This window comes from Xanthomonas massiliensis, from assembly GCF_900018785.1.
Taxonomy (GTDB): Bacteria; Pseudomonadota; Gammaproteobacteria; order Xanthomonadales; family Xanthomonadaceae; genus Xanthomonas_B; species Xanthomonas_B massiliensis.
In genome coordinates, this window is sequence record NZ_FCOY01000006.1 from 1,182,474 (window position 1) to 1,194,813 (window position 12,340).

Genomic DNA, 12,340 nt, shown 5'->3' on the forward strand with positions numbered 1-12,340 from the left:
CACCGGCACGGACGGCCGCGCGCGGCTCAGCGGCCGTGCGCGGCCAGCTGGCCCAGGCGCTGCACCGCCACCGAGACGGTCGGATAGTCCAGGTTCTTCTGGGTCTCCAGCTCCTGCAGCATCGCCAGGGTGAAACGCAGGCCGGAGTCGTCGCGCCCCATCCACGCGGCGACCTTGGCATCGGCATCGCCCGCCTCGCCCGGCATCGCCAGCACCTGCGCGGCCAGGTCGCGCTGGTGGGCGGCGAGCTGGTCGCGCAGCACGCCGCGGGCGATGGCATGCCAGCGGCCTTCCACCTGCAACGCATCGATCTGCTCGGACAGCCAGGGCAGGCGCAGCGCCGTGCCCAGGCGGAAGTACACCCGCGCCACGTCCACCGGGCGCAGCTTGCGCGCGCCGGCCAGCTCGATGATGTCGAACGCCGGCTCCAGGTAGCGCAGCTCGGCAAGCTGGGTCGCCAGCGGCGCCGGCACGCCCTTGTCCTTCCAGCCGGCCACGCGCGCCTCGTATTCCGGCCGGCGCGCGTCCGGCAGCACGCCGGCGGCGACGCGGATCTCGTTGAACGGCCCATGGTAGCGCTGCACCGCGTCGGTGATCGCCGGGATCGCCCCCGGGCGGAACAGCAGCCAGCGCACGAACGAGCGCTGCAGGCGCCAGATCACCTCCAGCGCATCGATCTGCACCGGCTCGGGCACCTGCCCGTCGAGGGCGTCGATCTGCGTCCACAGCGCACGCGCGTCCAGCGTCTCGCGGCTGATGGTGTAGGCCTTGGCGACCTCGCCGATGCTGCGCCCGGTGTCCTCCTGCATGCGCAGCAGGAAGGTCGAGCCCATGCGGTTGATGGTGGCGTTGGTCACCGCGGTGGCGATGATCTCGCGCTTGAGGCGGTGCCGCTCCATGGCCTGGGCGTACTTCTTGCGCAGCGGCGTGGGGAAGTAGCGCAGCAGTTCCTTGGACAGGTACGGGTCCTCGGGCACGTCCGATTCCACCAGCTGCTGGAACGCCACCAGCTTGGCGTAGGACAGCAGCACCGCCAGCTCCGGCCGGGTCAGGCCCAGGCCCTTGGCCTTGCGCTCGGCGATCTCCGCGTCCGAGGGCAGGAACTCGATCTGCCGGTCCAGCAGGCCCTGCTGCTCCAGGGTCTGGATGAAGTGCTGCTTGGAGCCCAGCCGGCGCACGCTCATGCGTTCCATCAGGCTCAGCGCCTGGTTCTGCCGGTAGTTGTCCCACAGCACCAGCCCGGCCACCTCGTCGGTCATCGACGCCAGCAGGCGGTTGCGCGCGTCCATCTTGAGCTTGCCCGCGTGGACCACGCTGTCGAGCAGGATCTTGATGTTCACCTCGTGGTCGGAGGTGTCCACGCCGGCGGAGTTGTCGATGAAGTCGGTGTTGAGCAGCACGCCGTTGAGCGCGGCCTCGATGCGCCCGCGCTGGGTCAGGCCGAGGTTGCCGCCCTCGCCCACGATCCGGCAGCGCAGCTGGCCGCCATCCACGCGCAGGCCGTTGTTGGCGCGGTCGCCGACCTCGGCGTTGCTCTCGGTGGCGGCCTTGACGTAGGTGCCGATGCCGCCGTTCCAGAACAGGTCCACCGGCGCGCGCAGGATGGCGCTGATAAGCGCCTCGGGCGGCAGGTGGTCCACGCCGTCCTCCAGGCCCAGCGCACGGCGCACCTGCGCGCCGACCGGGATGCTCTTGAGCGTGCGCGGGTAGACGCCGCCGCCGGCGCTGATCAGCCGGGCGTCGTAGTCCGCCCAGCTCGAGCGCGGCAGCTTGAACAGGCGCTCGCGCTCGGCGAAGGACGCGGCCGGGTCCGGATCCGGGTCCAGGAACACGTGGCGGTGGTCGAACGCGGCCAGCAGGCGGGTGTGGCGCGACAGCAGCATGCCGTTGCCGAACACGTCGCCGGACATGTCGCCGATGCCGATGCAGGTGAAGTCCTCGGCCTGGCAATCGCGGCCGAGCGCGCGGAAGTGGCGCTTGACCGACTCCCAGGCGCCGCGCGCGGTGATGCCCATGCCCTTGTGGTCGTAGCCGACCGAACCGCCGGAGGCGAACGCATCGCCCAGCCAGAAGCCGTGATCGATGGCCAGGCCGTTGGCGATGTCGGAGAAGCTGGCCGTTCCCTTGTCGGCGGCCACCACCAGGTACGGATCGTCGCCGTCGTGGCGCACCACCTCCGCCGGCGGCACGATCCTGCCGGCGACGATGTTGTCGGTGATGTCCAGCAGGCCCTGGATGAACACCTTGTAGCAGGCGATGCCCTCGGCCAGCACCGCGTCGCGGTCGCCGCCGGCGGGCGGGCGCTTGACGAAGAAGCCGCCCTTGGCGCCGACCGGCACGATCACCGTGTTCTTGACCATCTGCGCCTTGACCAGGCCCAGCACCTCGGTGCGGAAGTCCTCGCGCCTATCGGACCAGCGCAGGCCGCCGCGCGCCACCGGGCCGAAGCGCAGGTGCACGCCCTCCACGCGCGGGCCGTAGACGAAGATCTCGCGGTACGGATGCGGCCGCGGCAGGTCCGGCACCTTGGCCGAATCGAACTTGAAGGCGATCACCGGCGCCGGCAGGCCCTGCCGCCCGCCCTGGTAGTAGCTGGTGCGCAAGGTCGCCCCGATCACCCCGATGAAGCTGCGCAGGATGCGGTCCTCGTCCAGGCTGGAGACGCGGTCGAGCAGTTCCAGCAGCGCCGCGCGGGTGGTGGCCTCCTGCTCGGCGCGGCCGGCACCGCGCGCGGCGATCACCGGCTCCAGCGTCTTCAGCGTGGCCTCGTCGCCGGCCGCCAGGGCGCCCAGCTGCAGGCGCAGGCGCTGCTGGCCCTCGGCGATCTGCTTGCGCGATTCGGCGCCGGTGGCCGGGTCGAAGCGCGCCTCGAACAGCTCCACCAGCAGCCGGGCCAGCAACGGATAGCGCGCGAAGGTCGCCTCGACATAGGCCTGCGAGAACGGCACGCCGGTCTGCAGCAGGTACTTGCAATAGCCGCGCAGCACCGCGACCTGGCGCCAGTGCAGGGCCGCGGCCAGCACCAGGCGGTTGAAGCCGTCGTTCTCGGCATCGCCGTGCCAGACCCGGGCGAAGGCCTCGTCGAACAGGCCATCCAGGCCGTCGGCGTCGATGCCGCCGACCGCCGACTCGACCTCGAAGTCCTGCACGTAGACCGGGATCTCGCCCACCTGCAGCCGGTACGGGCGCTCGGCGATCACCCGCAGGCCCATGTTCTCCATCATCGGCAGCACGTCCGACAACGGGATGTCGTCGAGCTGGCGGTACAGCTTCAGGCGCAGGCCGGCGCGGCCGTCGCGGTTCACCGCCTGCAGGTTCAGGCGCAGGTCGTCGGGTCCGGTCAGCGCCGCCAGGTTCTCCACGTCGCTGGCGGCGGCCTCGATCGAGGAATCCTCGATGTAGCCGGCCGGCAGGGCGCGGCCGACGCTGGCCGCCATGCGCAGCCCGACGGTCTCGCCGTGGCGGGCGACCAGCAGCTCGCGCAGGTCGTCCTGCCAGTTGCGCAGCAGGTGGTCCAGGCGCGCCTCCAGCGCGGCCGCGTCCACCCCCAGGGCCTGGCCCGGGTACGGGCGCACGATCAGGTGCAGCTGCGCCAGCGGCGACTCGCCCAGCACCACCGAGGAATCGACCTGTTCGCCGTGCAGGGCGTCCTTGAGCAGCGACTCGATGCGCAGGCGCACGTCGGTGTTGAAGCGATCGCGCGGGATGTAGACGATCACCGAGATGAAGCGGCCGTACTTGTCGCGGCGCACGAACAGGCGGCTGCGCACCCGCTCCTGCAGGCCGAGCACGCCCATCGCGGTGCGGTACAGCTCCTCGCCGTTGGACTGGAACAGCTCCTCGCGCGGCAGCGTCTCCAGGATGTGGCGCAGCGCCTTGCCGCTGTGGCTGTTGGGCGCCAGGCCGGAACGGTCCATCACGTAGTCGTAGCGCCGGCGCACCAGCGGGATCTCCCACGGACGGCGGTTGTAGGCCCCGGAGGTGAACATGCCCAGGAAGCGCTGCTCGCCGACGATGCGGCCCTTGGCATCGAACGCCAGCACGCCGATGTAGTCCATGTAGCCGCTGCGATGCACGTGGGAGCGGGCGGCGGTCTTGGTCAGGATCAGCACCTCGGCCTGGCCGGCGCCCAGGTTGTGGGCGGCCAGGGACGCCACCGGATGCACGGTGCCGGAGGGCTTGCGCAGCAGGCCCAGGCCGCTGTCGTTGTCCGGCACCAGCACGTCCACCTTGCCCTGCTTCTCCACGCGGTATTCGCGGTAGCCGAAGAAGGCGAAGTGCTCGGCCGCGGCCCAGCGCAGGAATTCCTGCGCCTCGCGGCGGCTGGCATCGTCCACCGGCATGCGCCGGGTGGCCAGGTCCTCGGCCACCAGCAGCATCTGCTCGCGCATGGCGCTCCAGTCGCCGACGATCGCCCGCACGTCGGCCAGGGTGGCCTGCACCGCCTTCTCGACCCGGTCCATCTCCTCCGGCGGCAGGCGGTCGATCTCCAGCAGCATCAGCGACTCGGGCTTGCCCTCCTCCACCCCGGTCAGGCGGCCGCCGCGGTCGCGGGCCACGCGCAGGACCGGGTGGCCCAGCACGTGCACGCCGATGCCCAGCCCGGCCAGGGTCATGCCCACCGAATCGACCAGGAACGGCATGTCGTCGTTGACGATCTCCAGCACCGTGTGCGCCGACTCCCAGCCGTTGCCGCGCCGGGTCGGGTTGAACACCCGCACCTTGGCGGTGCCGGCCTTGCGGTTGCGCACGAATTCGAGCATGTCCGCGGCCATCGCCGCCCACTCCTCGGCGCTGTGGTGCGGGAATTCGTCCTCCTGCATGCGCCGGTAGAAATCGGCGGTGAAGGCGCGCGCCAGCGGCTGGGCATCGGCGGCAAAGCGCTTGCCCAGCGCCGCGAACACCGGCGCCAGCGAGAATCCGGCCGCGACGGCGGCCGCCTCCCCGGATTTGGACGTGCTGGAACGGGAAGAGGACTGTTTCTTTGCGGAGGCCATGAAGAGCATTCACAAGCGCGTTGGGAAACGCGAATTGTAGTCCGGCCCCGTTTTCGGCCTTGCTGCAGGGCGACATGAGCACATGCCCGCGGGCGCCCTCCCCGCCGCCGCCCGGCCTGTCAAAATTCTGAACTGGACGGTATAGTCCACGTCCCATGACGTCCCCCGATGCCCTCCAAGCCAGCGACACCTGCGCCGGCATGCGCGACAGGCGCGTGTTCGATGCGGTGCGCGAGCTGCTGGCCGAGCAGGGAGTCAACATGAGCATGGACGCGCTGGCCCTGCGCGCCGGCTGCTCCAAGCAGACCCTGTACAGCCGCTACGGCAACAAGCACGAGCTGATCAAGCGGGTGATGCACGAACACCTGGAGCCGGTATCGGCCCTGCTGGTGCCGGCCGGGGACGACCTGCGCGAGGGCCTGGTCGCCTTCGCACTGCAGCATCTGCGCAACCTCAACCGCCCCGAGGTGATGCAGAGCTGCCTGCTGGCCAGCGCCGCCGCGCGCAACTTCCCGGCCACCGGGCCGGAATTGTGGAGCGAGGGCGTGGCCCCGCTGCTGGACCAGCTCGCCCTGTGGCTGGAGCGGGCGGTCGCGGACGGGCGCCTGCGTCGTGACGATCCGCACTATATGGCCGAGCTGCTGCTCGGCATGATTGTCGGCCTGGACTTCGAGCGCCAACGCTTCAACACCCCCCATCGCGTGCACGCCGGCGACATCGGCCGGTGGGCAGAATTCGCGGTCGACGCGTTCCTGCGGGCCTTTGCGCCGCCGGCGGCCGGCCCTCTCCAAGACAACAAGAAACGGAGCACTCCCCGATGACCTCCCCCTTCCGCACCCTGGCCCTGGCCTGCGCCGTCGCCCTCGCCGTGGCTGCCTGCAAGAAGCAGGAACAACCCGCCCCGCCGACGCCCGAGGTCGGGGTGGTCACCGCCACCCCGCAGGCGCTGCCGCTGCAGCGCGAGCTGGTCGGCCGGCTCTCGCCGTACCGTTCGGCCGACGTGCGCGCGCGCGTGGCCGGCGTGCTGCTCAAGCGCCTGTACGAGGAAGGCAGCGACGTGAAGGAGGGCCAGGTGCTGTTCCAGATCGACCCGGCGCCGCTGCAGGCCGCGCTGGCCTCGGCCCAGGGCCAGCTCGCCGCCGCCCAGGCCGAGTACACCAACGCCAAGGTCGCCGCCGACCGCGCCCGCAGCCTGGCGCCGCAGGCCTACGTGTCCCGCGCCGACCTGGACACCGCCGAGGCCACCGAACGTTCCTCGGCGGCGTCGGTCAAGCAGGCCCGTGCCGCCGTGGACACCGCCCAGATCAACCTGGGCTATGCCCGGGTCACCTCGCCGATCGCCGGCCGCGCCGGCAAGCAGCAGGTCACCGAGGGTGCGCTGGTGGGCAGCAGCGAGGCCACCTTGCTGACCACGGTGGACCAGCTCGACCCGCTGTACGTGAACTTCTCGATGAGCTCGGACGAGCTGGCCGCGCTGCGCCGCGCCCAGAGCCAGGGCCAGATCACCCTGGAAGGCGACGGCAAGGCGTCCATCCAGGTCTCGCTGCCCGACGGCAGCGCCTATCCGCAGCCGGGCGTGCTCGACTTCGCCGACGCCACGGTCGATCCCAGCACCGGCGCGGTGTCGCTGCGCGCGCTGCTGCCCAACCCCGACCACGTGCTGCTGCCGGGCTCGTTCGTCTCCTTCAAGGCGACCCTGGGCGAGCGCAAGAGCGCCTACCTGGTGCCGCAGGAGGCCCTGCAGCGCGACACCGTGGGCGCCTACCTGCTGGTGGTCGGCAAGGACGGCAAGGTCGTGCGCCGCAACGTGGAGCTCGATGGCCAGCAGCAGGACAAGTGGCTGGTCGGCGCCGGCCTGCAGCCGGGCGACGAGGTGATCGTCTCGGGCCTGCAGAAGGTCAAGGAAGGCGAGCCGGCCAAGGCGACCCCGTGGCAGCCGCAGGCGCAACCGGGCCAGGCCGCGCAGCCGGCGGCCGACCAGACCGAGCAGAACTGACGGGAACCGACCATGCCTAAATTCTTCATCGAACACCCCGTGTTCGCCTGGGTGGTGGCGATCCTGATCAGCCTCACCGGCATCATCGCCATGCTCAACCTGGGCGTCGAGTCCTACCCGAGCATCGCCCCGCCGCAGGTCACGGTCACCGCCAGCTATCCCGGCGCCAGCGCCGACACCGCGGAGAAGTCCGTCACCCAGGTGATCGAGCAGCAGCTCACCGGCATCGACCACCTGATGTACTTCAACTCGTCCTCCTCCGCCAACGGCCGGGTCACGATCACCCTCACCTTCGAGACCGGCACCAACCCGGACATCGCCCAGGTGCAGGTGCAGAACAAGGTGTCGCTGGCCACGCCGCGCCTGCCCACCGAGGTGACCCAGCAAGGCGTGGTGGTGGCCAAGGCCAACGCCGGCTTCCTGATGGCGGTGGCGCTGCGCTCGGAGAACCCGGCCATCGACCGCGACGCGCTGAACGACATCGTCGGTGCGCGCGTGCTCGAGCAGATCTCGCGCGTGCCCGGCGTGGGCAGCACCCAGCAGTTCGGCTCCGAGTACGCCATGAACATCTGGCTGAACCCGGAAAAGCTGCAGGGCTACCACATGGCGGCCAGCGACGTGTACAGCGCCATCGCCGCGCAGAACGTGCAGTTCGCCGCCGGTGCGATCGGCGCCGACCCGGCCCCGGCCGGGCAGAAGTTCACCGCCACGGTCTCGGCCGAGGGCCGCTTCTCCTCGCCCGAGGAGTTCGAGAACATCCTGCTGCGCACCGACGCCAACGGCGCGGTGGTACGCCTGAAGGACGTGGCGCGGGTCGGCTTCGGCCCGGCCAACTACGGCTTCGACACCCAGTACAACGGCAAGCCGGTCGGCGCCTTCGCCATCCAGCTGCTGCCGGGCGCCAACGCGCTGAACGTGGCCGAGGCGGTGCGCGCCAAGATGGACGAGCTGGCGCCGAGCTTCCCGCAGGGGGTGACCTGGTTCGCGCCCTACGACAGCACCACGTTCGTGACCATCTCCATCGACGAGGTGGTGCACACGCTGATCGAGGCGATCGTGCTGGTGTTCCTGGTGATGTGGATCTTCCTGCAGAACTTCCGCGCCACCTTGATCCCGACCCTGGTGATCCCGGTCGCCCTGCTCGGCACGTTCCTGGGCATGTGGCTGGTGGGCTTCACCATCAACCAGCTGACCCTGTTCGCGATGGTGCTGGCGATCGGCATCGTGGTCGACGACGCGATCGTGGTGATCGAGAACGTCGAGCGCATCATGAGCGAGGAGCACCTGCCGCCCAAGCCGGCCACCCACAAGGCGATGACCCAGATCACCGGCGCGGTGGTGGCCATCACCGTGGTGCTGGCGGCGGTGTTCATCCCCTCGGCGCTGCAGCCCGGCGCGGCCGGCGCGATCTACAAGCAGTTCGCCATCACCATCGCCATGGCGATGGGCTTCTCCGCGTTCCTGGCGCTGAGCTTCACCCCGGCCCTGTGCGCGGCCTTCCTCAAGCCCACCCACAACGCCAACCCGAACTGGATCTTCCGCACCTTCAACCGCTACTACGAGCGCCTGGCCAAGGGCTACGTCGGCGCGGTCGGGCGCACGCTCAACCGAGCGCCGCGCTGGATCGTGCTGTTCGTGGTGCTGGTGGCGCTGTGCGGCTTCCTGTTCATGCGCCTGCCATCCAGTTTCCTGCCTGACGAGGACCAGGGGTTCGCCCTGGCCATCGTCCAGCTGCCGCCGGGTGCCACCAAGGAGCGCACCAACGAGGTGTTCGGGCAGATGCGCGGCATCCTGCAGCAGGATCCGGCCTTCGAGGGCCTGATGCAGGTCACCGGCTTCAGCTTCGTCGGCCTGGGCGAGAACGTCGGCATGGGCTTCATCCGGCTCAAGGACTGGAGCGATCGCAAGGAAACGGCGACCGAGTTCATCCAGAAGGTGAACGGCATGTTCTACGGGATCAAGGACGCGCAGATCTTCGTGGTCAACATGCCGACCGTGCAGGGCCTGGGCCAGTTCGGCGGCTTCGACATGTGGCTGCAGGACCGCGCCGGCGCCGGCAGCGACGCCCTCACCCAGGCACGCAACATCGTGCTGGGCAAGGCGGCAGCACACCCGGAGACTGTCACCGCGGTGCGTCCCAACGGCCTGGAGGACGCCCCGCAGCTGCAGCTGAACGTGGATCGCCTGCAGGCCCAGACGATGGGCCTGTCGGTCAGCGAGATCTACACCACGATCCAGCTGATGCTGGCCCCGGTGTACGTCAACGACTTCTTCTACGAAGGCCGCATCAAGCGCGTGAACGTGCGCGCCGACGCCCCGTACCGTACCGGCCTGGAATCGCTGGGCGACTTCTACGTGCCCAGCACCAGCGCAACCGACAGCAGCGGCCAGGCCGCGATGATCCCGCTGAGCAACGTGGTCAAGGCCAGGTGGGACACCGCCGCGCCCTCGCTGCAGCGCTACAACGGCTACTCGGCGGTCAACATCGTCGGCAGCCCGATGCCGGGTGTGAGTTCGGGCCAGGCGATGGACCTGATGTCGCAGATCGTCCACGACGACCTGCCCAGCACCTTCGGCTACGACTGGAGCGGCATGTCCTACCAGGAGATCCTGGCCGGCAACGCCGCCACGCTGCTGCTGGTGCTGTCGATCGTGGTGGTGTTCCTGTGCCTGGCGGCGCTGTACGAGAGCTGGTCGATCCCGGTGGCGGTGCTGCTGGTGGTGCCGATCGGCCTGCTGGGCACGACCCTGTTCTCGATGCTGCGCGGCCTGCCCAACGACCTGTACTTCAAGATCGGCCTGATCACGGTGATCGGCCTGGCGGCCAAGAACGCGATCCTGATCGTGGAGTTCGCGGTGGAGCAGCGCGCCGCCGGCAAGACCCTGCGCGAGGCGGCGATCGAGGCCGCGCACCTGCGCTTCCGCCCGATCCTGATGACCTCCTTCGCGTTCATCCTGGGCGTGCTGCCGCTGGCCCTGTCCAGCGGTGCCGGCGCCAACTCGCGCCACTCCATCGGTACCGGCGTGATCGGCGGCATGCTGTTCGCCACCACCCTGGGCGTGCTGTTCATTCCGCTGTTCTTCGTGCTGGTGCGCCGCGTGCTGGGCGAAAAGCTCGACGAGCAGTCCAGCGAGTACCTGGCCGCCCAGCAGGGCGAGGACGTGCACCGTCCGGATCGCTGATCCGGACCGCGCGTCGCTTCATCGGGCCCCGGCTTCGTGCCGGGGCCTTTTCGTTTCCGCACCCCGGGTCCGGCGACGCCTGCCTGGGCCACGCGCTCCCTGCCCTCCCGGCTCACGACGACATACGAGTGCCCCGCGGAACGGCCGGACGGCAAGCCGCGACGTGGCGCGCAATCGTTCGCATCCTGGGAAACCTGAGGACAGGGAGGCTCGAGGAATTCCGGGATTTCGCATACGAGCGCCCAGAGCACGGTTGGATGGCAAGCCGCAACGTGGCGCGCGATCACTCCCGTCCCGGGAAACCGGGTACCGGAAGGCTTGAGGGATTCCGGGATTCCACATACGAGGGGCCCGGGCAACGGTTGGATGGCAAGCCACGAGGTGACGCGCGATCGTTCGCGTCCCGGGAAACCTGGGGACCGGGTCGAGGGATTCCGGGATTCCGCATGCGAGTGACCCGGGGAATGGTTGGACGGCAAGCCGCGACGTGGCGCGCGATCGTTCGCATCCCGGGAAACCTGGGGAAAGGAAGGCTCGAGGGATTCCGCATGCGAGTGCCCCGGAGAACGGCCGGACGGCAAGCCGCGAGGTGACGCGCGATCGTTAGCATCCCGGGAAATCGGGGGAAAGGAAGGCTTGAAGGACTCAGGGACTCCAGGATTCCGCGACTTGGGGGCTTGGGGACAGCGGCGCCGTCCGGCCGTCGTATCTCTTGCCTGTCGATGCCCCGCAGGCATCCCTTCTGCCTGCCGGGGCCGGTCCGACGCAGCCGATGGGCGACAGGCCGCTGCGGCGCACGCACCGGGAAGCAGTTCGAGGCACGGCAATGCCCTCCCGCCCGTGGAGATCATTCGACAAATGCACGGCCAGGTCCGGCTGGACCCCGCGTGGAGCAGGCAGCCGCGGGGTCCCAGTCCCACCCGACGTGCGGAAATCGGCGGGTACGCCGCCGGTCATCTGCCAGGGCTGCGGTCGCTTTGCCCGCGACTGCCGGGGGCCTGCGAATCTAGGGCCCGGGCGGCGATGGCCCATCGCCGGCGCCCGCAGCCCCCCCCTCCCCGGAAGGCCGGCCGCTCCCGGGCCCGCATGGCGGTTCCAGTCGCCCAAGGAAAAGGGCCGCGCAAGCGCGGCCCCTCTCCTTTCCTGCATGCCGCCGCGGCGGACGCTCAGGGACGGCGCGCCAGCGCCTCCACGTCCTTGGTCTTGGGCATCAGGTCCTGCTTGGTCACGTTGAACCAGCCGATCGAGAGCATCGGCACGGCGACGATGACCGAGGACACCACCACGATCACCGCGCCGATCATGTGGGTCTCGGCCAAGCCCTCCATGGAGGTGCCGCCATACAGGTACAGCGCCAGCGCCGACAGGAAGAACATCACCGCGGTGATGATCGTGCGCGACAGGGTCTGGTTGATCGAGCGGTTCAGCACCTCCAGGTGGTCGGCGCGCATGCTGCGGAAGTTCTCGCGCACGCGGTCGAACACCACGATGATGTCGTTGATCGCGAAGCCCATCACCGACAGCAGGCCGGCCAGCACGGTCAGGTCGAACTCGCGCCCCAGCAGCGACACGTAGGCGATGGTCAGGACCAGGTCGAAGAACGCGGTCAGCGAGGCGACGATGGCGAACTTCCACTCGAACCGGAAGCCGATGTAGATCAGGAATCCGGCGAGCATGAAGATCGTGGCGTACAGCCCGTTCAGGGCCAGGTCCTTGCCCACCTGCGGGCCGATGAACTCGGTGCGCAGCACCGTGGCGGTGTTGTCCGCCGTGCCGACGGCGCGGGCCACCTGCTGGCCGATGCCGTTGTTGCCGGTGTTGTTGTCGCTCTCGCCGCGCGGCTGCAGGCGCACCTGCAGGTCGTTGCCACCGCCGCTGAAGCTCTGCACCTGGGCGTTCTCGAAGCCGGCGGTGGCCAGCTTCGCGCGGATCTGGTCGGTGTCCACCGGCTTGTCGAAACGCAGCTCGACCACGGTGCCGCCGGTGAACTCCAGCGCGTAGTTGAAGCCCTTGAAGGCGATGACGCCGATCGACAGCACCAGCAGCAGCCCCATGAACGCCAGCACCGGCTTGCGGTGGCGCATGAAGTCGAACGAGGTGTTGTTCGGGATGATGTGGAGCGGAAAGAGTTTCATGACGTGCTCTTCTCTTGGAAGCCCGCGCA

The 12,340-nt window shown here is 69.6% G+C and carries 4 protein-coding genes and 1 pseudogene; 3 read left to right on the forward strand and 2 right to left on the reverse strand.

The annotated features are described in order from the left end of the window. Positions 1-26 precede the first annotated feature (26 nt). A complete protein-coding gene (locus tag BN3794_RS08295; RefSeq protein ID WP_066097172.1) occupies positions 27-4,997 on the reverse strand; it encodes an NAD-glutamate dehydrogenase in 4,971 nt (1,656 codons plus the stop codon). A 155-nt stretch (positions 4,998-5,152) separates the two neighbouring features. Here BN3794_RS08295 and BN3794_RS08300 point away from each other — a divergent pair, with 155 nt between their 5' ends. The 3 genes and pseudogenes from BN3794_RS08300 (at position 5,153) to BN3794_RS08310 (ending at position 10,176) form a co-directional block, all read left to right on the forward strand. Next, a complete protein-coding gene (locus BN3794_RS08300) occupies positions 5,153-5,818 on the forward strand; it encodes a TetR/AcrR family transcriptional regulator (protein ID WP_066095937.1) in 666 nt (221 codons plus the stop codon). Next, positions 5,815-6,972, forward strand: a pseudogene (locus tag BN3794_RS08305) (efflux RND transporter periplasmic adaptor subunit); the annotation flags it as partial. The gene BN3794_RS08300 and the pseudogene BN3794_RS08305, both read left to right, overlap by 4 nt. 33 nt (positions 6,973-7,005) lie before the next feature. Beyond that, on the forward strand, positions 7,006-10,176 hold the full coding sequence (locus BN3794_RS08310; RefSeq protein WP_066095940.1) for an efflux RND transporter permease subunit: 3,171 nt from the start codon (positions 7,006-7,008) through the stop codon (positions 10,174-10,176). 1,166 nt (positions 10,177-11,342) lie between these two features. On the opposite strand, the gene secF is transcribed toward BN3794_RS08310, so the two are convergent. Next, on the reverse strand, positions 11,343-12,311 hold the full coding sequence (gene secF, locus BN3794_RS08315) for a protein translocase subunit SecF (protein WP_066095942.1): 969 nt from the start codon (positions 12,309-12,311) through the stop codon (positions 11,343-11,345). Positions 12,312-12,340: the final 29 nt, after the last annotated feature.

Bases quoted from the DNA above. Each gene is read 5' to 3' on its own strand.
- BN3794_RS08295 (WP_066097172.1), bottom strand. From the start codon at position 4,997: ATGGCCTCCGCAAAGAAACAGTCCTCTTCCCGTTCCAGCACGTCCAAA.
- BN3794_RS08300 (WP_066095937.1), top strand. From the start codon at position 5,153: ATGACGTCCCCCGATGCCCTCCAAGCCAGCGACACCTGCGCCGGCATG.
- BN3794_RS08310 (WP_066095940.1), top strand. From the start codon at position 7,006: ATGCCTAAATTCTTCATCGAACACCCCGTGTTCGCCTGGGTGGTGGCG.
- secF (WP_066095942.1), bottom strand. From the start codon at position 12,311: ATGAAACTCTTTCCGCTCCACATCATCCCGAACAACACCTCGTTCGAC.